This is a genomic window from Pseudomonas sp. A-RE-19, from assembly GCF_019956555.1.
GTDB lineage: Bacteria > Pseudomonadota > Gammaproteobacteria > Pseudomonadales > Pseudomonadaceae > Aquipseudomonas.
This window is the reverse complement of sequence record NZ_JAHBDQ010000018.1, coordinates 35,944-62,502: the sequence shown is the minus strand read 5'-3', so window position 1 is coordinate 62,502 and position 26,559 is coordinate 35,944. Positions and strand designations below refer to the sequence as shown.

The 26,559-nt window shown below is 59.5% G+C and carries 29 protein-coding genes; 27 read left to right on the top strand and 2 right to left on the bottom strand.

Features of this window, described 5'->3' with window-relative positions:
- The first annotated feature begins 70 nt into the window (after nucleotides 1-70).
- The 17 genes from KGB14_RS13480 (at nucleotide 71) to KGB14_RS13400 (ending at nucleotide 13,788) form a co-directional block, all read left to right on the top strand.
- The gene (locus KGB14_RS13480; protein WP_004371317.1) at nucleotides 71-598 is read left to right on the top strand and encodes a YceD family protein; all 528 of its coding nucleotides are present in this window, start codon (nucleotides 71-73) and stop codon (nucleotides 596-598) included.
- A gap of 13 nt (nucleotides 599-611) precedes the next feature.
- Nucleotides 612-794 (top strand): 50S ribosomal protein L32, encoded by a 183-nt coding sequence (gene rpmF, locus KGB14_RS13475; RefSeq protein ID WP_003179396.1) that lies wholly within the window; start codon nucleotides 612-614, stop codon nucleotides 792-794.
- Between the two features lie 3 nt (nucleotides 795-797).
- Nucleotides 798-1,808 (top strand): phosphate acyltransferase PlsX, encoded by a 1,011-nt coding sequence (gene plsX, locus KGB14_RS13470; protein ID WP_263294608.1) that lies wholly within the window; start codon nucleotides 798-800, stop codon nucleotides 1,806-1,808.
- 126 nt (nucleotides 1,809-1,934) lie between these two features.
- Nucleotides 1,935-2,873 (top strand): ACP S-malonyltransferase, encoded by a 939-nt coding sequence (fabD, locus tag KGB14_RS13465; protein WP_223487313.1) that lies wholly within the window; start codon nucleotides 1,935-1,937, stop codon nucleotides 2,871-2,873.
- Between the two features lie 16 nt (nucleotides 2,874-2,889).
- Nucleotides 2,890-3,633 carry a 3-oxoacyl-ACP reductase FabG gene (fabG, locus tag KGB14_RS13460; RefSeq protein ID WP_007942004.1) on the top strand — a complete coding sequence of 248 codons (744 nt, stop codon included), beginning with the start codon at nucleotides 2,890-2,892 and terminating at the stop codon, nucleotides 3,631-3,633.
- Between the two features lie 191 nt (nucleotides 3,634-3,824).
- Nucleotides 3,825-4,061 (top strand): acyl carrier protein, encoded by a 237-nt coding sequence (gene acpP / locus KGB14_RS13455; protein WP_003175607.1) that lies wholly within the window; start codon nucleotides 3,825-3,827, stop codon nucleotides 4,059-4,061.
- Between the two features lie 110 nt (nucleotides 4,062-4,171).
- Complete coding sequence (gene fabF / locus KGB14_RS13450; protein WP_223487312.1) at nucleotides 4,172-5,416, top strand: beta-ketoacyl-ACP synthase II; 1,245 nt, start codon at nucleotides 4,172-4,174, stop codon at nucleotides 5,414-5,416.
- Nucleotides 5,416-6,231 carry an aminodeoxychorismate lyase gene (gene pabC / locus KGB14_RS13445; RefSeq protein WP_223487311.1) on the top strand — a complete coding sequence of 272 codons (816 nt, stop codon included), beginning with the start codon at nucleotides 5,416-5,418 and terminating at the stop codon, nucleotides 6,229-6,231. Before fabF ends, pabC begins: the two co-directional genes overlap by 1 nt.
- Before the next feature lie 3 nt (nucleotides 6,232-6,234).
- Nucleotides 6,235-7,425, top strand: a complete 1,191-nt coding sequence (gene mltG, locus KGB14_RS13440) for an endolytic transglycosylase MltG (protein WP_223487310.1) — start codon at nucleotides 6,235-6,237, stop codon at nucleotides 7,423-7,425.
- Nucleotides 7,426-7,444: 19 nt separating this feature from the next.
- Complete coding sequence (tmk, locus tag KGB14_RS13435) at nucleotides 7,445-8,077, top strand: dTMP kinase (protein WP_223487309.1); 633 nt, start codon at nucleotides 7,445-7,447, stop codon at nucleotides 8,075-8,077.
- The gene (locus tag KGB14_RS13430; protein ID WP_223487308.1) at nucleotides 8,070-9,056 is read left to right on the top strand and encodes a DNA polymerase III subunit delta'; all 987 of its coding nucleotides are present in this window, start codon (nucleotides 8,070-8,072) and stop codon (nucleotides 9,054-9,056) included. Before tmk ends, KGB14_RS13430 begins: the two co-directional genes overlap by 8 nt.
- A gap of 42 nt (nucleotides 9,057-9,098) precedes the next feature.
- Nucleotides 9,099-9,455, top strand: coding sequence for a PilZ domain-containing protein (locus tag KGB14_RS13425; protein ID WP_223487307.1), 357 nt, complete (start codon nucleotides 9,099-9,101; stop codon nucleotides 9,453-9,455).
- Nucleotides 9,456-9,469: 14 nt separating this feature from the next.
- On the top strand, nucleotides 9,470-10,255 hold the full coding sequence (locus tag KGB14_RS13420; protein ID WP_223487306.1) for a TatD family hydrolase: 786 nt from the start codon (nucleotides 9,470-9,472) through the stop codon (nucleotides 10,253-10,255).
- 387 nt (nucleotides 10,256-10,642) lie between these two features.
- A complete protein-coding gene (locus KGB14_RS13415; RefSeq protein WP_223487305.1) occupies nucleotides 10,643-11,281 on the top strand; it encodes a TetR/AcrR family transcriptional regulator in 639 nt (212 codons plus the stop codon).
- Between the two features lie 139 nt (nucleotides 11,282-11,420).
- Nucleotides 11,421-12,389, top strand: a complete 969-nt coding sequence (locus KGB14_RS13410) for a GTP 3',8-cyclase MoaA (protein WP_223487304.1) — start codon at nucleotides 11,421-11,423, stop codon at nucleotides 12,387-12,389.
- 216 nt (nucleotides 12,390-12,605) lie between these two features.
- Nucleotides 12,606-13,211, top strand: coding sequence for a DUF4823 domain-containing protein (locus tag KGB14_RS13405; RefSeq protein WP_223487303.1), 606 nt, complete (start codon nucleotides 12,606-12,608; stop codon nucleotides 13,209-13,211).
- Between the two features lie 16 nt (nucleotides 13,212-13,227).
- Nucleotides 13,228-13,788, top strand: a complete 561-nt coding sequence (locus KGB14_RS13400; protein ID WP_223487302.1) for a DUF1285 domain-containing protein — start codon at nucleotides 13,228-13,230, stop codon at nucleotides 13,786-13,788.
- 61 nt (nucleotides 13,789-13,849) lie between these two features.
- On the opposite strand, the gene KGB14_RS13395 is transcribed toward KGB14_RS13400, so the two are convergent.
- The gene (locus KGB14_RS13395; protein WP_223487301.1) at nucleotides 13,850-14,722 is read right to left on the bottom strand and encodes an esterase/lipase family protein; all 873 of its coding nucleotides are present in this window, start codon (nucleotides 14,720-14,722) and stop codon (nucleotides 13,850-13,852) included.
- Between the two features lie 249 nt (nucleotides 14,723-14,971).
- Between KGB14_RS13395 and KGB14_RS13390 the strand changes: the two genes are divergently transcribed.
- The 10 genes from KGB14_RS13390 (at nucleotide 14,972) to KGB14_RS13345 (ending at nucleotide 26,028) form a co-directional block, all read left to right on the top strand.
- On the top strand, nucleotides 14,972-15,688 hold the full coding sequence (locus KGB14_RS13390; protein ID WP_223487300.1) for a FadR/GntR family transcriptional regulator: 717 nt from the start codon (nucleotides 14,972-14,974) through the stop codon (nucleotides 15,686-15,688).
- A 125-nt stretch (nucleotides 15,689-15,813) separates the two neighbouring features.
- The gene (locus tag KGB14_RS13385; protein ID WP_223487299.1) at nucleotides 15,814-16,689 is read left to right on the top strand and encodes an SMP-30/gluconolactonase/LRE family protein; all 876 of its coding nucleotides are present in this window, start codon (nucleotides 15,814-15,816) and stop codon (nucleotides 16,687-16,689) included.
- Nucleotides 16,690-16,962: 273 nt separating this feature from the next.
- Nucleotides 16,963-17,781 (top strand): SDR family oxidoreductase, encoded by an 819-nt coding sequence (locus KGB14_RS13380; protein ID WP_223487298.1) that lies wholly within the window; start codon nucleotides 16,963-16,965, stop codon nucleotides 17,779-17,781.
- 130 nt (nucleotides 17,782-17,911) lie between these two features.
- The gene (locus KGB14_RS13375; protein WP_223487297.1) at nucleotides 17,912-18,916 is read left to right on the top strand and encodes a substrate-binding domain-containing protein; all 1,005 of its coding nucleotides are present in this window, start codon (nucleotides 17,912-17,914) and stop codon (nucleotides 18,914-18,916) included.
- Between the two features lie 66 nt (nucleotides 18,917-18,982).
- On the top strand, nucleotides 18,983-20,527 hold the full coding sequence (gene araG / locus KGB14_RS13370; RefSeq protein ID WP_223487296.1) for an L-arabinose ABC transporter ATP-binding protein AraG: 1,545 nt from the start codon (nucleotides 18,983-18,985) through the stop codon (nucleotides 20,525-20,527).
- 9 nt (nucleotides 20,528-20,536) lie between these two features.
- On the top strand, nucleotides 20,537-21,505 hold the full coding sequence (gene araH, locus KGB14_RS13365; protein WP_223487295.1) for an L-arabinose ABC transporter permease AraH: 969 nt from the start codon (nucleotides 20,537-20,539) through the stop codon (nucleotides 21,503-21,505).
- Nucleotides 21,506-21,758: 253 nt separating this feature from the next.
- Complete coding sequence (locus KGB14_RS13360; protein ID WP_223487294.1) at nucleotides 21,759-22,472, top strand: GntR family transcriptional regulator; 714 nt, start codon at nucleotides 21,759-21,761, stop codon at nucleotides 22,470-22,472.
- Nucleotides 22,469-23,467, top strand: a complete 999-nt coding sequence (locus KGB14_RS13355) for an ADP-ribosylglycohydrolase family protein (protein WP_223487293.1) — start codon at nucleotides 22,469-22,471, stop codon at nucleotides 23,465-23,467. The genes KGB14_RS13360 and KGB14_RS13355 overlap by 4 nt, the downstream gene beginning before the upstream one ends.
- 172 nt (nucleotides 23,468-23,639) lie before the next feature.
- The gene (locus KGB14_RS13350) at nucleotides 23,640-25,106 is read left to right on the top strand and encodes a purine-cytosine permease family protein (RefSeq protein WP_223487292.1); all 1,467 of its coding nucleotides are present in this window, start codon (nucleotides 23,640-23,642) and stop codon (nucleotides 25,104-25,106) included.
- A complete protein-coding gene (locus KGB14_RS13345) occupies nucleotides 25,099-26,028 on the top strand; it encodes a PfkB family carbohydrate kinase (protein ID WP_223487291.1) in 930 nt (309 codons plus the stop codon). The genes KGB14_RS13350 and KGB14_RS13345 overlap by 8 nt, the downstream gene beginning before the upstream one ends.
- Nucleotides 26,029-26,163: 135 nt before the next feature.
- Here KGB14_RS13345 and KGB14_RS13340 read toward each other — a convergent pair whose 3' ends face one another.
- A complete protein-coding gene (locus tag KGB14_RS13340; protein WP_223487290.1) occupies nucleotides 26,164-26,544 on the bottom strand; it encodes a Rho termination factor N-terminal domain-containing protein in 381 nt (126 codons plus the stop codon).
- Nucleotides 26,545-26,559: the final 15 nt, after the last annotated feature.

The following is a 26,559-nucleotide window of genomic DNA, read 5'->3' as shown; positions in this document are numbered from 1 at the left end:
CAGGCTCAAGTGACGGACAGGGCTGAATTTCCTTTGACATGGCTGGGGGCATCCCTATAATGCTGCGCCTATGTTGAATGACCCGATTCCACCTCACGTTGACCCGCGCAAATTGGCTGACCGTGGCACCACCCTTCAAGGTGAACTGCTGCTGGCCGATTTGGAGAGACTCTGCGACCCGCTTTCCGACACTGTCGGTACGGTGCAGGCTAAATTCGTTTTTGAACGAGATGAACGTAAATCTGTGGTAATTCACAGCTTTATCGACACTGAAGTCAAAATGGTTTGCCAGCGTTGTCTTGAGCTGGTCACCCTGCCGATCCATAGCGAATGCAGTTATGCTGTGGTGAAGGAGGGTGCGAATACCCAGTCGTTGCCGAAAGGTTATGACGTGCTGGAACTGGGCGAAGATCCTTTGGATCTGCAGTCACTGATCGAGGAGGAGCTTCTGCTCGCCTTGCCCATTGTGCCTGCTCATCATCCGGAAGAATGCCAGCAGCCGGCGGGTCTCGATGAGCCCGAACCGAGCGAGGACGAGGTAACGCGGTCCAACCCGTTCAGTGTATTGGCGCAGTTAAAGCGTGACCCAAACGTTTAGGAGTTAATCAATTATGGCTGTTCAGCAGAACAAAAAATCCCGCTCTGCCCGTGACATGCGTCGTTCGCACGACGCTCTCGAGGCTAGCACCCTGTCTGTAGAAAAAACCACCGGTGAAGTTCACCTGCGTCACCACGTATCGCCAGAAGGCGTATACCGTGGTCGTAAAGTGATCGACAAGGGCGCTGACGAGTAATCCTTGTCCGCTCAAGTCATCGCGATTGACGCAATGGGCGGGGACTTCGGTCCCCGCAGCATTGTTCAGGCCAGCCTTGCTTGTCTGTCTGCTACGCCCTCGTTGCACCTGACCCTTGTCGGTCAACCCTCCCTTCTTGAAGAATTGATTGCCAGCCATTCGGCGGTGGATCGCGCGCGCCTGTCGATTGCGCCGGCGTCCGAAGTCATCACCATGGATGAAAAGCCTGCCCAGGCCTTGCGCGGCAAGCCCGACTCGTCGATGCGCGTGGCGCTGGAGTTGCTGCGCGACGGTAAGGTCCAGGCCTGCGTCAGTGCTGGCAATACCGGTGCGCTGATGGCGTTGTCGCGGTTTGTGCTCAAAACCTTGCCGGGGATCGATCGGCCGGCGATGATCGCGGCTATTCCGACGCAAAAGGGCTACTGCCAGTTGCTCGATCTGGGTGCCAATGTCGATTGCAGTGCCGAGCAGTTGTTGCAGTTTGCGGTGATGGGCTCGGTGGCGGCGCAAACCCTGGGCATCGCTCGCCCCCGGGTGGCGTTGCTGAATATCGGCACCGAAGACATCAAAGGTAATCAGCAGGTCAAGCTGGCGGCGACTCTGCTGCAAAATGCGCGTGGCCTGAACTACATCGGATTTATCGAAGGTGACGGTTTGTACCGTGGCGAGGCCGATGTGGTGGTATGCGACGGCTTCGTTGGCAATATCCTGCTCAAGTCCAGCGAAGGACTGGCGACGATGATTGCCGGGCGCATCGAAGCGTTGTTCAAGAAAAATTTCGCGTCGAAAGTGGTCGGCGCTCTGGCGCTGCCGCTGATGAAACGCTTGCAGGCCGAACTGGCGCCGGCGCGGCACAACGGTGCAAGTTTCCTCGGTTTGCAGGGAATTGTCGTGAAAAGCCACGGTTCGGCGGGCGTTCAGGGTTTTCAGAGCGCGATTCAACGCGCGTTGATCGAGATCCAGGAAAACTTGCCGGAGCGGCTTCATGGGCGCATGGAGGATTTGTTGCCTTAGGCGTTTTCGTCGGACAATGCTTAAATGTGACCGCTCAGTTCAATTGGCCATCCAACTGTGAGTTTCTTGCGTTCCCCAAAACGGGACGTCATTTCTCCGACGACAAGATCATTAGGGGCTTGTTACATGTCTGCTTCCCTCGCATTCGTCTTTCCAGGACAGGGTTCGCAGTCCCTCGGCATGCTGGCCGAGTTGGGCGCGCAACATCCGGTGGTCCTTGAAACATTCAAAGAAGCTTCCGAGGCTCTGGGTTACGACCTGTGGGCACTGACCCAGCAAGGGCCGGAAGAGCAACTCAATCAAACCGATAAAACCCAGCCGGCCATTCTGACCGCCTCGATCGCCTTGTGGCGCTTGTGGCTGGCTGAAGGCGGCGTGCGTCCGGCTTACGTTGCCGGTCACAGCCTGGGCGAATACAGCGCCCTGGTGGCTGCGGGCAGCCTGAGTCTGGGCGACGCGGTGAAACTGGTAGAGCGTCGCGGCCAGTTGATGCAAGAGGCTGTTCCGGCCGGGCAGGGCGGCATGGCCGCCATCCTCGGTCTGGAGGACGCCGATGTGCTGGCAGCCTGCGCCGAAGCGGCACAAGGCGAAGTGGTCAGCGCGGTCAACTTCAACTCCCCGGGCCAAGTGGTTATCGCGGGTGCCAAGGCGGCGGTCGAGCGCGCCATCGAAGGCTGCAAGGCGCGTGGTGCCAAGCGCGCCATGCCGTTGCCGGTCAGCGTGCCGTCCCATTGCGAATTGATGCGCCCAGCCGCTGAGCGGTTCGCCGAGTCGATCGCAGCGATCGACTGGCAGGCACCGCAGATCCCTGTGGTACAGAACGTCAGCGCCAACGTGCCGGCCGATCTGGAAACCCTCAAGCGCGATCTGCTTGAACAGCTCTACAAGCCTGTACGCTGGGTCGAGTCGGTCCAGGCACTGGCTGCCAAGGGTGCGACCGAACTGGTCGAATGCGGCCCTGGCAAAGTACTTGCCGGTTTGAACAAACGTTGCGCCGAAGGCGTGTCGACCTCTAACCTCAATACCCCAGACGCTTTCGCTGCCGCCCGTGCAGCGCTGGCCTGAACAAGGAGAAGCTTGCATGAGTCTGCAAGGTAAAGTTGCACTGGTCACCGGTGCCAGCCGTGGTATCGGCCAGGCTATCGCTCTGGAGTTGGGTCGTCAGGGTGCTATTGTTGTCGGCACCGCGACTTCCGCTTCGGGGGCCGAGCGTATTGCTGCCACCCTGAAAGAAAATGGTATTCAGGGCACTGGCCTGGAACTCAATGTCACCAGCGACGAGTCCGTAGCGGCCGTGCTGGCGAGCATTCAGGAACAGTTTGGTGCGCCGGCGATCCTGGTCAATAATGCCGGTATCACCCGCGATAACCTGATGATGCGCATGAAAGATGACGAATGGCATGATGTCGTCGATACCAACCTGAACAGTCTGTTTCGCCTGTCCAAGGGCGTTTTGCGCGGCATGACCAAGGCTCGTTGGGGACGAATTATCAGTATTGGCTCGGTTGTGGGTGCCATGGGCAACGCAGGCCAAGTAAACTATGCAGCCGCCAAGGCCGGTCTGGAAGGTTTCAGCCGTGCACTGGCGCGTGAAGTCGGTTCGCGTTCGATTACGGTAAACTCGGTGGCCCCAGGGTTCATCGACACCGATATGACTCGCGAACTGCCTGAGGCGCAGCGTGAAGCCTTGCAGACGCAGATTCCGCTGGGTCGTCTGGGGCAAGCTCAAGAGATCGCGTCTGTGGTCGCTTTTCTTGCATCCGACGGTGCGGCTTACGTTACTGGGGCTACAATCCCGGTGAACGGCGGGATGTACATGAGTTAAATGTGACGGATCGCTTCAAAAAAATGTCATACGAGCTGTCTAAAATCCGTTATAAAGCTGCAATCTATTTATAGGCAGAGGGCCGCCGGGTTTGAGGAGTGAAGCTTTCAGTTGAAAAGCTGAAAAGTCTTTCTATACACTTACCCACTGGCCAGCTGCCTGAATTTGTCCATTAGGAGTGAAAACAAGGTATGAGCACCATCGAAGAGCGCGTCAAGAAAATCGTTGCTGAGCAACTGGGCGTTAAAGAAGAAGAAGTGGTCAACACTGCTTCCTTCGTTGAAGACCTGGGTGCCGACTCCCTTGACACCGTTGAGCTGGTGATGGCTCTGGAAGAGGAATTCGAGACCGAAATCCCTGACGAAGAAGCTGAAAAGATCACTACTGTACAAGCTGCAATCGACTACGTTACCAGCCACCAGGCGTAATAGTTTTTAGTCGTCGCTCGCTGTCATGGAAAAACCGCACTGCCATCATGGCGTGCGGTTTTTTCCTTTAGGCCTGATGCAAAGTCGTCATTTGAAAAAAGGAGAGTGCTGTGTCGCGTAGACGCGTCGTAGTCACCGGTATGGGTATGTTGTCGCCACTGGGCACGGATGTGCCGAGCAGTTGGCAGGGCATTCTGGCTGGCCGCAGTGGCATTGGTCTGATCGAACACACCGACCTTTCTGCCTATTCCACCCGTTTCGGCGGTTCGGTAAAGGGCTTCAATGTCGAGGAATACCTGTCGGTCAAGGAAGCTCGCAAGCTCGACCTGTTCATTCAGTACGGTCTGGCAGCAGGTTTTCAGGCCGTGCGTAACGCAGGTCTTGAAGTCACCGACGCCAACCGCGAGCGCATTGGCGTGGCCATGGGGTCGGGTATTGGCGGTTTGACCAATATCGAAGAAACCAGCCGAACGCTGCATGATTCGGGCCCGCGACGGATCTCTCCGTTTTTCGTGCCTGGCTCGATCATCAATATGATTTCCGGTTTCCTGTCCATTCACCTGGGTGCACAGGGGCCTAACTACGCCATCGCCACCGCGTGTACCACCGGTACGCACTGCATTGGCATGGCGGCACGCAACATCATGTACGACGAAGCCGACGTGATGATCGCCGGTGGTGCCGAGATGGCCGCGTGTGGTCTGGGCATGGGTGGCTTCGGTGCCTCCCGCGCGCTGTCGACCCGCAATGACGAGCCGGCCCGCGCCAGCCGTCCATGGGACAAGGGCCGCGATGGCTTCGTATTGTCCGACGGTGCCGGTGCCCTGGTTCTTGAAGAACTGGAGCACGCCAAGGCCCGTGGCGCGACCATCTACGCCGAGCTGATCGGCTTTGGCACCAGTGGCGATGCTTATCACATGACTTCGCCACCGGCCGACGGTGCGGGTGCTGCACGTTGCATCACCAATGCGCTGCGCGATGCCAAAATCAATGGCGATCAGGTTCAGTACATCAACGCCCACGGCACCTCGACCTCGGCCGGCGACCTCGCTGAAGCCTGTGCGATCAAATCCGTGTTCGGTGACCACGCCTACAAACTGGCAGTCAGTTCGACCAAGTCGATGACCGGGCACCTGCTGGGTGCGGCGGGCGCGGTCGAGGCGATTTTCAGCGTACTGGCCATCAACAGTCAGGTAGCCCCACCGACCATCAACCTCGATGAGCCGGATGAAGGCTGCGACCTCGACTTCGTACCCCACACCGCGCGCGGCATGGATATCGACGTGGTGCTGTCCAACTCCTTCGGATTTGGCGGTACCAATGGCTCGCTGGTGTTCCGCCGGTTCGCTGACTGATGGACAGCTGGGTCGACGGTCAACCGGCTGACGCTTTGTCGCTGAAGGATCGCGGCCTGGCTTACGGTGATGGTCTGTTCGAGACCCTTTTGGTCAAGGGCGGGCAGCCGCTGCTGCTGGATCGACATTTGTCGCGTCTGGCGCAGGGTTGTTCGCGCCTGGCGATTCGCGCCGATCACGAGCTGATCCGCACGGAGCTGCTGGCCTATGCCGCCGCGCTGGGCGAGGGCGTGCTCAAACTCATCCTCACCCGTGGCGACAGCCTGCGTGGTTACGCCCCCGATCCCACGGCGCAGGCTCGACGCATTCTGCAAGGCAATCCTCCTGCTGCTTATCCGGCTGTTCATGCGGAACAGGGTGTTCGTCTGTTTCCTTGTGCGACACGACTTTCCAAACAGCCACTGCTCGCCGGACTCAAGCATCTGAATCGTCTGGAGCAGGTTATCGCCCGCTCCGAGTGGCAGGACTCCGAGCATGCCGAAGGCTTGATGCTGGATCAGGTCGGGCGGGTGATCGAAGGCGTGTTCAGCAATCTGTTTTTGGTGCGCGATGGTGTGCTGGTTACCGCCGATCTCAAGCGCTGTGGCGTGGCGGGCGTGATGCGTGCCGAGTTATTGTTTCAGGCCGAGTCATTGGGGATCCCCACGCAAATCACCGACATCACCCTGGAACAGCTGCAATGGGCTGATGAGGTCTTTGTCTGCAACAGCGTGTATGGCGTTTGGCCGGTGCGCGCCTATGCCGCACTGAGCTGGCCGGTTGGGCCGCTCACCCGTAAACTCCAAACCATTGCCCGTGCGCTACTGGATATTTGATTCGTGAGACGTAAATTGTTGCTGCTGCTGGAAACCGGACTGGTTCTGGCGGGGCTGTTGGCGGGTGCCAGCGCCTGGAAAATTCATTCGGCGCTGGTACAACCGCTGAACATTGCCCAGGAAGAACTGCTGGACGTGCCCAAAGGCACTACGCCAAACCGCACCTTCATTCGACTCGAAGCCGATGGCGTCATCAAGGACGCGTTTTGGCTGCGGGTGTATTGGCGCTTCAATCTGGCAAGGCAACCGCTGCACAGCGGCGAATACCGGATGGTTCCTGGCATGACGGTCGAAGGGCTGATCGATCTGTGGAAGCGCGGGGAAATGGTGCAGTACAGCGTAACCCTGGTCGAAGGATGGAATTTCCATCAGGTCCGCGCAGCCCTGGCCAAGGATGAAAAGCTCGAGCAGACCCTGAACGGTTTGAGCGACAGTCAAGTGATGGACAAGCTCGGACACAGCGGGATTTTTCCGGAAGGGCGATTCTTTCCCGATACTTACCGTTTCGTGCGGGGCATGACTGACGTCGATCTGCTCAAGAAGGCTTACGACCGCCTCGATGAGGTTCTCGCCAAGGAATGGAGTCAGCGTGCTGCCGACGTGCCCTATACCGAGCCCTATCAAGCGCTGATCATGGCCTCGCTGGTGGAAAAGGAAACCGGTGTGCCGCAGGAGCGCGGGCAGATCGCCGGGGTGTTCGTACGGCGCATGGAAATGGGCATGCTGTTGCAAACCGATCCGACCGTGATCTATGGTCTGGGTGATCGTTACAACGGCAAGTTGACCCGTGCCCACCTCAAGGAACCGACCCCGTATAACACTTACCTGATCGCCGGCCTGCCGCCGACGCCGATTGCGATGGTGGGGCGCGAAGCGATCCATGCGGCGCTGAATCCGGCGGACGGCAACAGTCTGTATTTTGTCGCGCGGGGTGATGGCAGCCACGTGTTCTCCGATGACCTGGACGCCCACAACAATGCGGTGCGGGAGTTCCAGATCAATCGACGTGCCGATTACCGTTCCAGCCCTGCGCCGACTGTTACGCCGCCGACGGAGGATGCTCAGGCGCCGATCCCGGCAGCTTCGCCCGATACGGCGCCCGAAGAGATGCCACCCGTAGCGCCGCAAGACTCCGCGCAAGAGCCGGCGCCAGCACCCGAGCCGGATGCGCCCGCGCCGCAAAGCCCGCAATGACTCTGACTAAGGACTGCCTGTGACTGGCTTGTTTATTACCCTGGAAGGCCCGGAAGGTGCCGGCAAGAGCACCAATCGCGAATACCTGGCCGAGCGTCTGCGCGCCGCCGGTATCGAGGTCGTGTTGACCCGGGAGCCCGGCGGCACGCCCCTGGCCGAGCGGATCCGTGATGTGCTGTTGGCGCCGGTCGATGAGGTCATGAACCCCGACACAGAACTGCTGCTGGTGTTCGCTGCGCGAGCTCAACATTTGGCCGAGGTGATCCGCCCGGCGCTGGCCCGTGGTGCGGTGGTCTTGTGTGATCGTTTTACCGATTCGACTTACGCGTATCAGGGCGGTGGTCGTGGTTTGTCGCTGGAGCGCATCGCAACCCTCGAAACCTTCGTCCAGGGCGATCTGCGCCCGGACTTGACGCTGATCTTCGATCTGCCGGTGGAAGTGGGCCTGGCCCGCGCCACCGCTCGCGGTCGTCTGGACCGCTTCGAGCTTGAAGGCCGAGCGTTTTTCGATGCGGTGCGCAATGCCTTCCTCGAGCGTGCCAAAGCGGATTCTGCGCGTCATGTGCTGGTAGACGCCGCCCAACCGCTGGCGCAGGTTCAGCAGTCTCTGGATGCCTTGCTGCCACGTCTGCTGGAGTTGGCCCGTGGCTGAAGCCTATCCGTGGCAGGACAGTCTCTGGCAGCAACTGGCCGGTCGCGCCCGGCACGCCCACGCTTATTTGCTGCATGGTCCGGCCGGGATCGGCAAGCGTGCGCTGGCCGAGCGTTTGATGGCCAGCTTGTTGTGCCAGCGTCCGACCCCGCAGGGGGCTTGCGGCGAGTGCAAATCCTGCCTGCTGCTCAAGGCTGGCAGTCATCCCGACAACTACATTCTTGAACCGGAAGAGGCGGACAAGGCGATCAAGGTCGATCAGGTGCGTGACCTGGTCAGTTTCGTGGTCCAGACCGCGCAGATGGGCGGGCGCAAAGTGGTGCTGATCGAGCCGGTCGAGTCGATGAACATCAATGCCGCCAACGCCTTGCTGAAAAGCCTTGAAGAGCCGTCCGGCGATACCGTATTGCTGTTGGTCAGCCATCAGACCAGCCGTCTGCTGCCAACCATCAAGAGCCGCTGTGTGCAGCAGGCCTGTCCGTTGCCGAGCGAAGCCATGAGTCTGGCTTGGCTGGCCAAGACGTTGCCGGATTGCTCGGAAGAAGAGCGCATCGAGCTGCTGACCCTCGCCGCCGGTTCGCCATTGGCCGCGGTCAAATTGCAGGCACAGGGCGTTCGCGAACAGCGGGCGCTGGTGGTCGAGGGTGTGAAGAAGTTGCTCAAGCAACAGCAATCGCCGACTCAGTTGGCCGAGGAATGGAAAACCATTCCCATGTTGCTGCTGTTCGACTGGTTTTGCGACTGGTCGAGCCTGATCCTGCGTTATCAATTGACTCAGGATGAAGCCGGGCTGGGGCTGGCGGACATGCGCAAGGTGATTCAATACCTGGCGCAGAAATCCGCACAGGACAAAGTCCTGAATATTCAGGACTGGATCCTCGCCCAACGCCAGAAAGTAATGAGCAAAGCCAACCTCAATCCGGCGCTGTTGCTGGAGGCGCTGTTGGTGCAATGGGTATCCTTGCCTGCCCAAAAGTGACAGTCTGCGCCTAGACTCTGATGATCAGCAGTGGAGGTCAGCATGAATGAATCCGTCAGTCCGGGACCGCGCAATGGCATCTTGTCTTTGACGATCAAAGACAAATCCGTGCTCTACGCGGCCTACATGCCGTTCATCAAAAACGGTGGCCTGTTTATCCCGACCAACAAGAGCTACAAGTTGGGCGATGAGGTCTTCATGCTGCTGCACTTGATGGATGAACCGGAAAAGATTCCGGTCGCCGGCAAGGTCACCTGGATCACCCCCAAAGGGGCCCAGGGTAACCGCGCCGCCGGAGTTGGCGTGCAATTCAACGAAGGCGACAACACTGCGCGCAGTCGAATCGAAACCCATCTGGCCGGAGCCCTGAAATCCGACCGTCCCACTCATACGATGTAAGTTGCAGCCCTTTTATGCTCGTAGATTCCCATTGCCACCTTGATCGTCTCGACCTCACCGCCCACGACGGCTCCCTGGATGCCGCGCTCGATGCAGCCCGTGCGCGCGGGGTAGGGCACTTCCTGTGCATTGGCGTCAGCGTCGACAACGCCGCCGACGTCAAAGCCCTGGCCGAACGTTATGACGACGTCGATTGTTCGGTCGGTGTGCATCCGCTGGATGTGCAGCCGGGTGCCGCACCAGCACTGGATTGGTTGTTGCGCGAACTCAATCATCCGCGGGTAGTGGCGATCGGTGAAACCGGCCTGGATTATCACTACGAGCCGGAGGCGGCAGACCTGCAGCAGGAGTCGTTCCGTCTGCACCTGCAAGCGGCGGGGCAGACCGGCAAACCGGTGATCATCCATACGCGTGGTGCCCGGGCCGACACCCTCGAGCTGCTGCGAGAGGCGGCGCTGCCTCAGGCGGGTGTGCTGCATTGCTTCACCGAAGACTGGGGGATGGCCAAGGCTGCGCTGGACATGGGGTATTACATTTCCTTGTCCGGCATTGTCACGTTTCGCAATGCCGATGCCTTGCGGGATGTGGCCAGCAAGGTACCGGCTGACCGGTTGCTGGTGGAAACCGACTCCCCGTACCTGGCGCCGATCCCTTATCGCGGCAAACCGAACCTGCCGCAATACGTACGAGAGGTAGCGGAATTTCTGGCAATGTTGCGTGGTGAGTCCTATGAGCGATTTGCCGAGCAGACCACCGAGAATTTCAAGCGTTTGTTCCCGTTGGCGCACGTCGGGGCATAGGTGTAACGTTAGAAGGGTTCGCAGCCTAAGGGCTTTGGCCGCTGAATCGCAGGCAAAAAAAACCCGGGTTCTGGGGGGTGAATCCGGGTTAAGACCATTAGGAGTAAAACAAAGATACGCAGTCCTTTGGTACCTTCATCGGCGCGACACTTGGGGGAGATGTCTCGCCGACAGTTGAAGTATTGATCAGTATCGCCCCGAGTCCAGTTTAGCCGGTCGGGTTTTTAAACAAATTTGGAATACGGGCGCTTCGGTTGGGTTCTCATCAATCGTCGACATTGCGTGAATTCATCAAGAAACACATATATGGTCGGATGATCCGTGCATTTTGGCGCAAGTTAGGCATAATACGCGGCTTCGAATTTTGACCCCTACAGACCTTTTCTTATGCATAAAGAACCTCGTAAGGTCCGTGAGTTTCGTCGCCGCGAGCAAGAAATTCTCGATACCGCGCTCAAGCTGTTCCTCGAACTGGGTGAAGACAGTGTCACCGTCGAGATGATTGCTGATGCCGTCGGTATCGGCAAAGGCACGATCTACAAGCACTTCAAATCCAAGGCGGAGATCTACCTGCGCCTGATGCTCGACTACGAGCGTGATTTGAACGAGCTGTTGCACTCGGCCGATGTCGATAAGGACAAGGAAGCCCTGTCTCGCGCCTACTTCGAATTCCGCATGCGCGATCCGCAACGCTATCGGTTGTTCGATCGCCTGGAAGAAAAGGTGGTCAAGGGCAACCAGGTGCCGGAGATGGTCGAGGAACTGCACAAGATCCGTGCTTCGAACTTCGAACGCCTGACCCTGCTGATCAAGGGTCGGATCAGCGAAGGCAAGCTTGAAGACGTTCCGCCTTACTTCCATTACTGCGCGGCCTGGGCGCTGGTGCACGGCGCCGTGGCGCTGTATCACTCGCCATTCTGGAGCAACGTGCTGGAAGATCAGGAAGGTTTCTTCCAGTTCCTGATGGACATCGGCGTGCGCATGGGCAACAAGCGCAAGCGCGATACCGACACACCGAGCAGTTGAGCCATTCAGTTGCCTTATAGCGCCATGATTTCGCTACATGGCGCACTACCACAGGAATATACTCAGGCATAGGGCTTGCTAAAACTTGATTTGTGAGTCAAGTTTTGCGCGTTCGAATCTTCTTTCGCCGGAGTGATCCATGATCGTTGACCGTCAAGGCAGGCGTTTTCGCAATTTGCGGATCAGTCTGACTTCAGCCTGTAACTACGCTTGTACCTACTGCGTGCCCAACGGCAAGCGGCTGGTGGCTGCGCAGGATGAGTTGTCGGCCGAGGCCATGGCGCGCGGTGTCGCCTATCTGATCGAGGCCGCGGGCATCGAGCGTTTGCGCATTACCGGTGGCGAGCCACTGGTCAGTCCCAAACTCGAAGCCTTCATGACCGCTGTCGGGCAGATGGGCCTGGCGGACATCAGCCTGACCACCAATGGTCAATTGCTGGCGAAAAAGCTGCCGCTGCTGGTGAATGCCGGCATTCGGCGCATCAACGTTTCCCTCGATACTCTGGATGCCAGCGCCTTTCGCAGCATTGCGCGTGGCGGCGATCTGGCGACCGTCCTCGACAGCATGGACCAGGCCGCTGCGGCGGGCATGAAGATCAAGGTCAATATGGTGCCGCTACGGGGGCAGAACCTCGATCAGGTGATGCCGCTGCTCGATTACTGCCTGGAGCGCGGCTATGAGTTGCGCTTCATCGAGTTGATGCGCATGGGGCACCTGGCCACCGACTCCAACGCCTTCCTGCAGCAGTTCGTCAGCCTTCAGCAGTTGCTGAGCCTGATCGGCGAACGCTACGAGTACCTTCAGGCCGATGCGCCGGTCGATGCCACGGCGGTGCGCTATCAGATTCCGGGGCTGGGCCACTTCGGCGTGATCGCCAATGAAAGCGTTCCTTTCTGCCGGACCTGTTCTCGGCTTCGTCTGTCGTCCACTGGCTGGCTGCATGGCTGCCTGTCGTCGAGCAATCGCCACTATGTCGGCGACCTCCTGGACAAGCCTCGCCACCAGGCGCTGCCGGCTTTGCAGCGACTGCTGGTCAAAGCCTTGGGGGACAAACAGGAAGTGGCGTTCTCCGGTGGCGCGACCATCATGAAAATCATCGGCGGTTGATCGGGCCTCTTCGCGGGCAAGCCTCGCTCCTACAAGTCATGTGTCAGTTGCAGTTTCTACATTCGACACATGACCTGTAGGAGCGAGGCTTGCCCGCGATAGCCATCTTCCAGTCACCTTAAAAACACCTGACACATCCCTGCTCATTGAGCTGGCGCGGAAGCTGCATCCCATGGCCATTCGCCGGTTTTCCGTCACCGGCCTCTGGAGGGTAGGATGCGTAGCCTGGTTTTGCTGCTGGCCGTTTTGGCGCTTGGTGGCTGCATGAATGTCAGCGATATGGCTGAAGGGACTCGCTACCACATGAGCGACGCGGGGCTGCTGGACCACAGCGACAGCCGTCGCGTGAATAATCTCCGCATTCAGCCGGACTCGTTCATCTACATCGCCCAGGGTGCCTTCGCGCCACCGGGCAGTGCCTACCCGCGACCCAACGTGGTGGCCGAAGAAGCCTTCAACGGTTTTATCGAATATTTCCCGATGGTCCGCCGTGCCCGTGCGCCGGAAGGCCTCGATGCGGCCATGGGCGAGGCCCGTGCCGTTGGCGCGCATTATCTGCTTTACACCCGTTTCGCCAAGGCCGACGACCGCATCGGCAACTCGGATGAATGGCTCGATCAGGAACACGTGGATCGCCTCGGGATCGACAGCGGCGTGATTCAGATCATGTTGATCGAGACCAGCACCCAGTATTTGATCGATACTGCACGTATCAAGAGTCGTGGCGGTTTACTGACGTTCCACGACAACAAGCCAGAAGACTTGCTGGGCCCGCCGCTGGAGCAATACGCTCGTAGCCTGCTGGGGCTCAGCGACCAGTAATTCAAAGGAGAACGCCATGAGTGGCCCGCAAAAAGCCAACGACCTGTTGGGGCAAATCCCCAAAACCAAAGGCTTGCCACCGGTCCACTTGTGGAACCCCGACTTCTGCGGCGACATCGACATGCGCATCGCCCGCGACGGCACCTGGTATTACCTGGGTACGCCAATCGGGCGCAAGCCGATGGTCAAGCTGTTCTCCACCATCATTCGCCGCGACGGCGATGATTACTTCCTGATTACCCCGGTCGAGAAGGTTGGCATCAAGGTCGACGACGCGCCGTTCGTGGCGATTGCCGTGGAGGTCGAAGGCGAGGGTGAAGCCCAGGTCCTGCGTTTTACCACCAATGTCGATGAAACGGCCGATGCCGGCGCCGAGCACCCCATGCGCGTGGTAATCGACCCGGTGACTCAAGAGCCTGCGCCGTACGTGCATGTACGCACCAATCTTGAAGCACTGATTCACCGCAATGTGTTCTACCAACTGGTGGAACTGGCGGTAACCCGTGAGATCGACGGGCAAAGTTGGCTGGGTGTGTGGAGCGGTGGCGAGTTCTTCCCTATCGGGCTTGAGCCGTGACGCACTGTGCTTTTGTGCTGTGAAAAACGGCCCGTTATTTCAACGGGCCGTTTTTTTTTGCTTACAAACCCTTGCTCTTGAGCCGGGCGGCATGTTCAAGGTAGAGCCTGACCGGGCTCACGTTCCAACTGTTGATCCCGGCCAGCTGATTGACTGCGTCAAAGTGGTCCATGGGGTAGTCCGAGCGAATCACCTTGCCCAGGTGCGAGCTGTAGCGGCCGACCAACCCATCGTTGGCGTGCTTCTCTTTATAAAATAAAAGTGACAGCACTTTGCAGTTCAAATGACTCGGGTCGAGTGGTTGCAGGCTTTGAAAATTCTGCACGATCCCGCTCCAGGAGTAGTAATACACGCCGTTTTCAACTTCGTTGCCTTCCCCGCCCCAAACCTTTGGCAGCCCTTGCGGGTACTTGCGATTGAAGGCCGCCAATCCTGCGCTGGTCAGCGATTCGAACGCCGCTTGAGCGTCCACCGGGTTTTCCGGGTGGCCGCTGATCAAGGAAATGAAAGTGCCGACTGCGCCCAGCAGGGCCAGTACCAACGCTTCGGGCAACTCTCCGGGTGTCAGTGCCTTATGCAACTGGTCGGCGATCTCGGAGCCGTGATTGGGGCAACTGACCGAGGTGACCGACGCGACCTTTTCCGGGTGCAGGGCGGCTACGTAGCGTGCAGCCAGGGGGCCTTGGCTATGGCCGATCAGATTGACCTTGGCGGCTCCCGTTTCCAGCAAAATGCGGTTGACGTGTTCGAGCAGTTTTTCACCGCGTTCCTCATTCCCGTTGACGGTTGGGATATTGACGGCAAACACCTGAGCGCCGGCGCGTTCCAAGGCTTCCTCGATTTCGAAGAAGTAGGGATAACCGGCGATTTTATCGAAGCCGAAAAGACCGTGAACCAACACAATGGGGTACTTCGTAGACGCATCCATGTCCATGTTCATACCTGTCGATAGGGATTTGAAGGGGGAACAGATCGCTGACGGCCTGATCTGTTGCGGCTAACCGTAGTTTAGAAAGTGGATGGGTTCAAAGCTTCGAGCAGGATTCGGACGAACAGCCCTGTCCGTATTGGCAGGGCCTGCTAAAAATCCAATTGACACTCAATCATATGATGATTAGCGTGGGCATCCATCGCGAACGGCTTTGTGTCGTGTCGTTTTTTATCACCGGTCGACGAGGTGCCCATGTCCAGCAGTTTTCATGCGTCGACGGTCGACTGGCTGGGATGCTGGATTGCCGCTGGCCAGGTGAAACCCGGCGAAACCATCAAGGTTGAAGCCGACTTGGGCGAGCAGCTCGGTGTCAGTCGCACGGTCATCCGCGAAGCCATCAAAACCCTGGTGGCCAAAGGCATGCTCGAAGTCGGGCCGAAGGTCGGCACACGGGTATTGCCGGTGCGACGCTGGAACCTCTTCGACCCGCAAGTCGTCGGCTGGCTGTCGCGCAGTGGCTTGCCGGAGAATTTTGTCGATGACCTGCTCGACCTGCGCCGCACTATCGAACCCATGGCGGTGCGCTGGGCGTGTGAACGGGCCTCAGTCGAACAGATCCAGGCCGTGCTCCAGGCCTATAACGCGCTGGAGCGGGCCGTGGACAGCGGCATCGATTACAACCGCGCCGACCAGTTCTTCCACGAGTGCATCCTCGCCGCCAGCCACAATCAATTCATCGAACAAATGGTCCCGGCCCTCGGCGCGTTGCTGGCCGTGTCTTTTGAAGTGTCTGCCGCCGACCCGGACGAGCTGCGCCGAACCTTGCCAATCCACAAAGACATGGCCGACGCCATCGCCGCCCGGGATGCCGCGCGGGGGGTGTGGGCCTGCATGACCCTGATCGATAACGCGGACCTGGCGATCAAACGCTTCTACCCGCAAGTCATGGCCGACAAGAAGGCCAGCTAACAATAAAGAACCCCTTGTGGGAGCGAGCCTGCTCACGATAGCGGTGGATCAGTCGACATCTATGCCGAATGTGACTCAGTCATCGCGAGCAGGCTCGCTCCCACACAAAACAAAAAGGAGGCTTCATGACGTGGACTGCGGTTACCGGACACCGTGCGCGACTCGGCGAAGGGCCGTTCTGGGATGCACCGACCCAGGCTCTTTACTGGGTAGACATCGCGGGTAAACAAGCGCTGAGGCTGATCGGCGCCAATGTGGACATCTGGCAGATGCCGGAACACGTGTCCGCGTTCATCCCCTGCGAAAGCGGCGATGCACTGGTGACATTGAGCAGTGGGGTTTATCGGCTGGACCTGGATTCTCCAGGCCTGGAGCCTCGGCTGACCTTGCTCTGCGTGGCCGATCCGCAACCCGGCAATCGCGCCAACGAAGCCCGTTGTGATGCTCAGGGCCGGCTCTGGCTGGGCACCATGCAAAACAATATCGGCGAGCAGGGCGAAGATTTGCCCATCGTGCACCGCTCGGGTGGTCTGTTTCGTATCGACCGCGATGCTCGGGTCACGCCATTGCTCCGTGGGCTGGGCATTCCCAACACATTGCTGTGGAGCGACGACGGAACAACCCTGTATTTCGCCGACAGCCTCGACAGCACGCTTTACCGGTATTTCATCCATGCCGACGGCAACCTGGACACCGCCTATGTCTGGTTCGGCCCCCATGAACGTGGCGGCCCCGATGGTTCCGCGATGGATGCCGAGGGCTACATATGGAATGCCCGTTGGGATGGCAGCTGTCTGCTCAGACTGACCCCGGACGGTTATTTGGATCGGGTGATCGAACTGCCTGTCAGCCGTCCCACCAGTTGCGTGTTCGGTGGCGAAGACTTCAAGACCCTGTACATCACCAGCGCCGCAAGCCCGCTGAACCACCCATTGGACGGCGCGCTGTTATCGATTCGAGTGGATGTGCCCGGAAAACCCTGTCAGCGATTTGCTGGATAAATCCCAAAATATGGGATGTGAAATTATATATTGAGATTATTTGGCGGTCGGGTTTATAGTCGGCTCCATCAGTTACACGCACTCACACTTAAAAAAACAAAACAGGTGAAGTGATGCAGCGATATTCCACCGTACTCCCTTGCGGAGTCAGTGCTTCAGGCCGCCTCGGCGCCCGGGCGTTTTCGCGCCTGCCTGCCTATTCCCAAAAGCGTTTTGACCGGACATCGACAGATGTCCGGTTTTCGTCGTGCCTTCAAACAGGAGTGTTGATCCATGGCTGAACCTCTTTCCTTGCCACCGGTGCCCGAACCGCCCAAGGGCGAACGGTTGAAAAACAAGGTCGTGCTGCTGACCGGCGCTGCCCAGGGGATCGGCGAAGCGATTGTCGCGACCTTCGCCTCTCAGCAGGCCAGGCTGATCATCAGTGATATCCAGGTCGAGAAAGTCGAAAAAGTCGCGGCCCACTGGCGTGAACAAGGCGCGGATGTCGTGGCGATCAAGGCCGACGTGTCGCGCCAGCAAGACCTGCACGCCATGGCCAAATTGGCCATCGAGCTTCACGGTCGAATCGACGTGCTGGTCAATTGCGCCGGGGTCAACGTGTTCCGCGACCCGCTGCAAATGACCGAAGAAGACTGGCATCGTTGCTTCGCCATTGACCTGGACGGCGCCTGGTATGGCTGCAAAGCCGTATTGCCGCAAATGATCGAGCAGGGCATCGGCAGCATCATCAACATCGCCTCGACCCATTCCACTCACATCATTCCTGGCTGCTTCCCGTACCCGGTGGCCAAACATGGCTTGCTCGGGCTGACCCGCGCCCTGGGCATCGAATACGCACCCAAGGGCATTCGCGTCAACGCCATCGCGCCGGGCTACATCGAAACCCAATTGAACGTCGATTACTGGAACGGTTTTGCCGACCCCCATGCCGAACGTCAGCGGGCCTTCGACCTGCATCCACCGCGGCGTATCGGCCAACCGATTGAAGTGGCGATGACCGCCGTGTTCCTGGCCAGTGATGAAGCGCCGTTTATCAACGCCTCGTGCATCACCATCGATGGTGGGCGCTCGGTGATGTACCACGACTGAATAATCTGGATTTCTGGCGCGAAACCACGTCTGAAATCCAATCATCATACGATATGACTATTGGTTGCAGGCTTTGACCGCTGTATTGGCTTTCAAATAACGCTCAAAAAAAATAACAAGGAGTCAGCTTATGAAACGTCGTCGTGGGATCCGTTCCCTGTGCTGTGCCGCTTTGGCGGTCACTGCGGTCAGCCTGAGCAGCACCTTGCTGGCGGCCGAGGAAGTGAAGATCGGTTTTCTGGTCAAGCAAGCGGAAGAACCCTGGTTCCAGACCGAATGGGCCTTCGCCGAAAAGGCCGGCAAGGACAAGGGCTTCACCCTCATCAAGATCGCCGTGCCTGACGGCGAGAAAACCCTCTCGGCCATCGACAGCCTGGCGGCCAACGGCGCCAAGGGCTTCGTGATCTGCCCGCCGGACGTGTCCCTGGGACCTGCGATCATGGCCAAGGCCAAGCTCAACGGTTTGAAAGTGATCGCCGTCGATGACCGCTTCGTCGATGCCAGCGGCAAGTTCATGGAGGACGTGCCGTACCTCGGCATGGCAGCTTTCGAAGTCGGCCAGAAGCAGGGCGCCGCCATGGCCGCCGAAGCGAAAAAACGCGGCTGGGACTGGAAAGACACGTACGCGGTGATCAACACCTACAACGAACTCGACACCGGCAAGAAACGCACCGACGGTTCGGCCAAGTCCCTTGAAGAGGCTGGCCTGCCGAAAGACCACATCCTCTTTTCGGCGCTGAAAACCCTCGACGTACCCGGCAGCATGGACGCCACCAACTCGGCGCTGGTGAAGCTCCCGAGCGGGGCGAAAAACCTGATCATCGGCGGGATGAACGACAACACTGTGCTGGGCGGCGTGCGTGCCACCGAAAGCGCCGGTTTCGCCGCGACCAACGTGATCGGCATCGGCATCAATGGCACCGACGCCATCGGCGAACTGAAGAAAGCCAACAGCGGCTTCTTCGGCTCGATGCTGCCGAGCCCGCACATCGAGGGCTACAACACCGCGAGCATGATGTACGAGTGGGTCACCACCGGTAAAGAACCGCCGAAATACACCGCCATGGACGACGTGACACTGATCACGCGCGACAACTTCAAGCAGGAACTGGAAAAGATCGGCCTGTGGAACTGAGGCGCGGTTGATTTCATCGGCGACCCTGGCGACGGGGTTGCCTGATCGGTGTGATGAGGTGGGTTTATGCACGCACAAGTACAGACAGATCAACAGAGCATTGGCGGCAGCCTGCGCTTCAACGGGATCGGCAAGACCTTTCCCGGGGTGAAGGCACTGGACGGCATCAGCTTCGTCGCCCATCCGGGGCAGGTTCATGCCTTGATGGGCGAGAACGGCGCCGGTAAATCCACGCTGCTGAAAATCCTTGGCGGTGCTTACACACCGAGCAGCGGCGATGTGCGGATCGGCGAGCAGACCATGGTCTTCAAGTCCACCGCCGACAGCATTGGCAGCGGGGTCGCGGTGATCCATCAGGAGCTGCACCTGGTGCCGGAAATGACCGTGGCCGAGAACCTGTTTCTCGGCCATCTGCCGGCGAGTTTCGGCCTGATCAATCGCGGCGCTCTGCGGCAACAGGCACTGGCTTGCCTCAAAGGCCTGGCCGATGAAATCGACCCGCAAGAGAAAGTCGGGCGCTTGTCCCTCGGCCAGCGGCAATTGGTGGAAATCGCCAAGGCGTTGTCCCGTGGGGCGCATGTGATTGCGTTCGACGAACCCACCAGCAGTCTTTCTGCCCGGGAAATCGATCGCTTGATGGCGATCATCGGCCGCCTGCGCGACGAAGGCAAAGTGGTGCTTTACGTCTCCCATCGCATGGAAGAAGTGTTCCGCATCTGCAACGCAGTGACGGTGTTCAAGGACGGTCGTTTCGTGCGCACCTTCGAGGACATGAGCGCGCTGACCCACGATCAGTTGGTGACCTGCATGGTCGGTCGCGACATTCAGGACATCTACGATTACCGCAGTCGTCCGCGTGGCGCAGTGGCGCTCAAGGTCGACGGGTTACTGGGGCCGGGCTTGCGAGAACCGGTGAGTTTCGAGGTGCACAAGGGCGAAATTCTCGGGCTGTTCGGCCTGGTCGGCGCCGGGCGTACCGAGCTGTTCCGGATGCTCAGCGGGCTCACGCGCAACACTGCCGGGCGCCTGGAGTTGCGCGGTCATGAACTGAAATTGCGTTCGCCACGCGATGCCATTGCGGCGGGGATTCTGCTGTGCCCCGAGGACCGCAAGAAGGAGGGCATCATGCCGCTCGCAAGCGTCGCCGAGAACATCAATATCAGCGCCCGCGGCGCTCATTCCACCTTCGGCTGCCTGCTGCGCGGGCTGTGGGAAAAGGGCAACGCCGACAAGCAGATCAAGGCGCTGAAGGTGAAGACGCCCAACGCGGCGCAGAAAATCATGTACCTGTCCGGCGGCAATCAGCAGAAGGCGATTCTCGGTCGCTGGTTGTCGATGCCGATGAAAGTCCTGCTGCTCGACGAGCCGACCCGTGGCATCGACATCGGTGCAAAAGCGGAGATTTACCAAATCATCCATAACCTGGCCGCCAGCGGCATCGCGGTGATTGTGGTGTCCAGCGACCTGATGGAAGTCATGGGCATTTCCGACCGCATCCTGGTGCTTTGCGAAGGCGCGATGCGCGGCGAACTGACCCGCGAACAAGCCAATGAATCCAACCTGCTGCAATTGGCGTTGCCACGCCAACGCGCTGCCGACGTGGCAAACTGAGAGGTGACTATGACCATCCAAAACAACGCTCTGCCAACCCCGCGCAAACCTCTGGACTTGCGGCGTTTTCTCGATGATTGGGTGATGCTGCTGGCGGCCATCGGGATCTTCGTGCTCTGCACCGTGCTGATCGACAACTTCCTGTCGCCGCTGAACATGCGTGGCCTGGGCCTGGCGATTTCCACCACCGGGATTGCCGCGTGCACCATGTTGTATTGCCTGGCGTCCGGGCATTTCGACTTGTCGGTGGGCTCGGTGATTGCCTGCGCCGGCGTGGTCGCGGCGGTGGTGATGCGCGACACCGACAGCGTGTTCCTTGGCGTGAGCGCGGCGCTGGTGATGGGGCTGATTGTCGGGCTGATCAACGGGATCGTGATCGCCAAGTTGCGGGTCAATGCGTTGATCACCACGCTGGCGACCATGCAGATCGTTCGCGGCCTGGCTTACATTTTTGCCAACGGCAAAGCGGTGGGCGTGTCCCAGGAGCAGTTTTTCGTGTTCGGTAACGGCCAGTTGTTCGGGGTGCCGGTGCCGATTCTGATCACCATCGTCTGCTTCCTGTTTTTCGGTTGGTTGCTGAATTACACCACCTACGGGCGCAACACCATGGCCATCGGCGGCAACCAGGAAGCGGCGTTGCTGGCCGGGGTCAATGTTGACCGGACCAAGATCATCATCTTCGCCGTGCACGGTGTGATCGGTGCGTTGGCTGGGGTGATTCTGGCGTCGCGCATGACGTCCGGTCAGCCGATGATTGGCCAGGGTTTCGAGCTGACAGTGATCTCGGCTTGCGTGCTCGGCGGGGTATCGCTGAGTGGTGGGATCGGGATGATTCGGCATGTGATTGCCGGGGTGCTGATTCTGGCGATCATCGAGAATGCGATGAACCTGAAGAATATCGATACCTTTTATCAGTACGTGATTCGCGGTTCGATCCTGTTGCTGGCGGTGGTGATCGACCGACTGAAACAACGCTGATTTTCCTTGTGGGAGTGGGCTGTCTGACACATTGAGATTGAATGTGACGACGCCATCGCGAGCAGGCTCGCTCCCACAGTTGATCTGTGTCGCGCACAAGATTTATCTACACGACAGATCCCTGTGGGAGCGAGCCTGCTCGCGATTGACCGCAGAGCGGTCGATTTTGAACCCGCATCCTTCACCCACTTTCACAAAATATTCCTTGCTCGCCCCAACCCGTTTCAGCTATGAGGGTACACCCGAGGTGTACATGATTAGACCGCTACGAATTGACAAGAAACAACAGGTGAGCGACGAGCTCATCCGGCGCATCGAAAGCGGCCTCATAGAGGACGGTATTCTATTGCCGGGCGAACATCGATTGGCTCAAGAATTCAAGGTCAGCCACGGCACATTGCGTGAAGCGCTGGTCGAACTGAAACGACGCCACGACCTCGCCACGCAAAGCGCGGTGGGCTCCATCGTCACTTACGACGGGGTGGTGCTCGATCAACGCAACGGCTGGGGCAAGGCACTGGCCGACAACGGGGCGTTGATCAACACTGAAGTGCTGCGGCTGGAGGCCGTGTCCCGTCCTGACTTGCTACCACGTTTCGGCACCGATCAGTTCATCACGCTCGACCGGCGCCGCCGCAGTACCGATGGCACGCTGGTGTCTCTTGAACGTTCATTGATGCCCGCCACCGGAGGTCTGGAAAGCCTGCCGCAAGTGGGGTTGATCGATGATTCCCTGACCATCACCCTGGCCGCTTACGGCTACATTGGCGAGCATGGGGATCAATGGATCGGTGCCGAACCCTTGAATGCCGAAGACGCCAAACTGCTCGGGCGCCCGGAGGGCACGGTGTTCCTCAAGGCCCTGCGCACCACTTACGACCGTCAGAACCGTTTCATGGAACAAGTCGAAAGCCTGCTCGATCCGGTGCATTTTCGTCTGCACCTGCAAATTGGAACTGCAAAATGATTGCGCTCGACCATGCCCTCGGTGCGTTCTACGGACTGGCCCTGGGGGATGCGTTGGGCATGCCCACCCAATCCCTGAGCCGCGCCGAGATCAAGGCGCGCTTCGGCGAAATCACGGAGCTGCAAGACGCTGGCCCGGATCAACCGATCGCCGCGAACATGCCCAAAGGCTCGATCACTGACGATACCGAACAGGCGATCCTGATCGGCCGGTTGTTGATTGACGGCGAGGGCCGGATCGAACCGACGGTGCTTGCCCGACGATTGATCGAATGGGAAGCCGGAATGCGGGCCAAGGGCTCGCAGGATTTACTCGGCCCATCGACCAAACGTGCGATCGAGATGATTCTCGCCGGCTACTCGCCAGAGGAGGCGGGGCGCTACGGCACCACCAATGGCGCGGCAATGCGCATCACGCCGGTGGGGATTGCCGCCGATGTGGCCGATCCCGAGCGTTTCATCCGCGCCGTGGTGCAAGCCTGTCAGGTCACTCACAACACCTCGCTGGGAATTTCCAGCGCGGCGGCGGTGGCGGCGGTGGTTTCCGCCGGGATCAACGGCATGCACCTGGGTGAGGCGTTGAGCCTGGGCCTGCAAATCGCGCAACAAGCCGAAGGTCATGGCCACTGGGTTGCCGGCGGACGTATCGCCTCGCGCATCCGTTGGGCGCGCAGCATCAGCATCGACAGCGATAAGGCGTTGCTGGCGGACTTGATGTACGACGTGATCGGCACTTCCGTGGCGTCACAGGAATCGGTGGTGGTGTCGTTTGCGCTGGCTCAGCAAGTGGCTATCGGGAAAATGACGGCCTTCGAAGCGCTGTGCATGGCGGCCAGTCTGGGCGGCGATACCGACACCATCGCGGCGATTCTGGGTGCAATGCTCGGGGCTTGTCTGGGTCTTGAGAGTTGGCCTGTGGCGATGATCGAGCAGGTTAAAGCGGTAAATGATTTGCAGCTGGAACCGTTGGTGCAAGGACTCCTCGCGCTGCGCTGAGTAACACCACCCCCCGTAGGAGCTGCCGAAGGCTGCGATCTTTTGATCTTGATTTTTGGCAATCTGACGACCGCCAAAGATCAAAAGATCGCAGCCTTCGGCAGCTCCTACAACGGGTGTCGATCTGAGTCTGTCTTGGCCACAACCACAATAATTGCAAGGAGCAATTTTCATGAGTTCATCGAAAGCCGGGCAAAGTGCCGGGCAATTGGAAACCCGTGGTATCGAACCGGTGCCGGAAGGGGAATGCAATGGTCATCCGTTGCAACTGTTCTGGGTCTGGTTTGCGGCCAACATTTCCATCCTCGGCTTGCCGTTGGGCGCCACGCTGGTGGCCTTCCGCGGCCTGGCGATCTGGCAGGCGATCATCGTTGCCATCCTCGGTGCCGCCGGTTCTTTCGCGGTGGTCGGGATCATCTCCATTGCCGGTCGTCGTGGTCGCGCACCGAGCCTGACGTTGTCGCGAGCAATTTTTGGCGTACGCGGCAACATCGGCCCGACGCTGGTCTCGCTGATGTCGCGTCTGGGTTGGGAAACGGTCAACACCACCACCGCCGCGTTCGTCTTGTTGTCGCTGTGCTCGATTCTGTTCGGCTCGCCGGTGGAAGCCAAAAGCGCGCCGCTGCTGACCCTGGTGTTTATCGCGATTTTCGTGCTGCTGACGTTGTCGGTATCCGGCCTCGGTCACGCCACGTTGCTGGTGATCCAGAGATGGGCGACCTACGTGTTCGGTGCACTGAATATCCTGGTCGGCTGTTTCCTTTGCGCGACCATCGACTGGAGCGCCGTGTTCAACGCCACGCCAGCGCCCTTGAGCGCGATGATCATTGGCATCGGCACCATGGCCGCCGGCACCGGGATCGGTTGGGCCAACGCCGGTGCGGACATGTCGCGCTACCAGCACCGCAGTGTCAAAGCCGTGCGTCTGGTGGCGTCGGCGGCCTTCGGGGCGGGGATTCCGCTGGTGCTGCTGATCACCCTCGGCGGCCTATTGTCGGTGGGCAACAATGATCTGGCCTCGGCCACTGACCCGATCGTTGCGATCCGCAACATGCTGCCGACCTGGATGGCCGTGCCGTACCTGATCACCGCGTTCGGCGGGCTGCTGCTGTCGAACAACCTGTCGGTGTACTCCGCCGGTTTGACTACCTTGACCCTCGGCCTGAAGGTCAAGCGCTTGTACGCGGTGGTGGTCGATATCGTCGCGATCTTCGCCGGTTCGATCTACTTCATGCTGATCGCCGAGAGCTTCTACGGCCCGTTCATCACCTTCATTTCCTTGCTGGCCGTGCCAATCACAGCGTGGGTCGGAATCTTCGTGATCGACTTGATCCATCGTCATTACTACAGCCCCAAGGACCTGCTGGACGTCAGCCCGAGCAGCGCCTACTGGTATCGCGGTGGCGTCGAGTGGCGCGCCTTCGGTGCGTGGGCGGTGGCGATCGTGCTGGGCTTCAGTTTCACCACCATCGGCACCACCGACCAAGATGTCTGGTTCCGGGGCTTTTTGTCCGACTCCTGGCTGGGTCACAACGGCCTGGGCTGGATCGTGACGTTCCTGGTGGCCGGTGGTATTTACGGGGTGCTCGGCGGTGCCAAGGACCGCCGCGCCGGGTTGCTCGAGCCTGCCCATGGCTAAGCTGTTGCACACCGGCCAGGTCATGATCGATTTGGTCATGGCCGTGGATAAACTGCCTCATTCGGGCGGCGATGTGCTGGCGCAGTCTGCCCGTTTCGAGGCCGGCGGGGGCTTCAATGTCATGGCGGCGGCCCAGCGAAACGGCTTGCCGGTGGTCTACCTCGGTGGCCATGGCAAGGGCCGTTTCGGCGATCTGGCCCGGGAGGCGATGACGGCTGAAGGGATTCGGATTGCCCTCGATCAGAGCACCGAGCGCGATACCGGAGTGTGCGTCGCGCTGACCGAAGCCTCAGCCGAGCGCACGTTCATTTCCTGCATCGGTGCCGAAGGCGAAATAACCGCCGAAGACCTCAGAAGTGTGCCGGCAGAGGCGGGCGACTTTGTCTATGTCAGTGGCTACAGCCTGCTGCATGGCGGCAAGGCTCAGGTGCTGGTGGATTGGGTGCTGGATTTGCCGAGCGGAGTCAAGGTGGTGTTCGATCCGGGCCCGCTGGTGGATTCGCCGGACGCGCCGCTGATGAAGGCCTTGTTGCCACGCATCGATCTGTGGACCAGCAACCGTGTCGAGGCGCTGCGGTTTACCGGGGCGACGGACATTGCCGAGGCGTTGAATCGATTGACTGATCATCTGCCGACCGAAGTGTTGATGGTGGTACGCGATGGGCCGCAAGGGTGCTGGATCAGCCAGCATGGCGATCACCAGCCTGTGCCGGGATTCAAGGTCGAGGCGGTGGACAGCAATGGCGCGGGGGATGCTCATGCGGGCGTTTTTGTCGCCGGGTTGGCGCACGGATTAACGGCAGTCGAAGCGGCACGACGGGCGAATGTGGCGGCGGCGTTGGCGGTCACTCGCTGGGGGCCGGCGACCTCGCCGGGGGCGGCTGAGGTGGATGCGTTGATCCGGGAGACCTATGGCACCTGATTGACCGCCATCGCGAGCAGGCTCGCTCCCACAGTTGATTCGTGTGAACCGCACTATTGGCGGCAGGCATAAATCCAATGTGGGAGCGAGCCTGCTCGCGATGGGGCCCTCAAACTCACCATCAAATCCGGACGTCTATCCGGCCTTGCACAACGCCTCGATCAACGCCTGCTTGCGCATGCTCGAGCGCCCCGGAATCTTCTTCGCCCGGGCTTCTTTCATCAGGCTGTCCACTGTCTGCGTATTGCGCGAAGCCTTGCTATTGCGCGGCTTGCCTTCACGGGTGGCCACCGCACGTCGGGCCGACTCCTTGCGGTCTGCAGACTTGGCGCTGGCCGACTTCTTGCGCCCGGAACCGCCGGCGCGTTCACCGCCACCCGACTGCTTGTTCACCGTGGCCCAGGCGCGAGCTTCGGCTTCATCTTTGGACACGCCTTTGTGCTCGTAGCTTTCTTCGATGTGTTCGGCCTTGCGTTTCTGCTCGGCGGTGTATTTGTCTTTGCTTCCACGAGGCATGGGATTTCTCCTTGC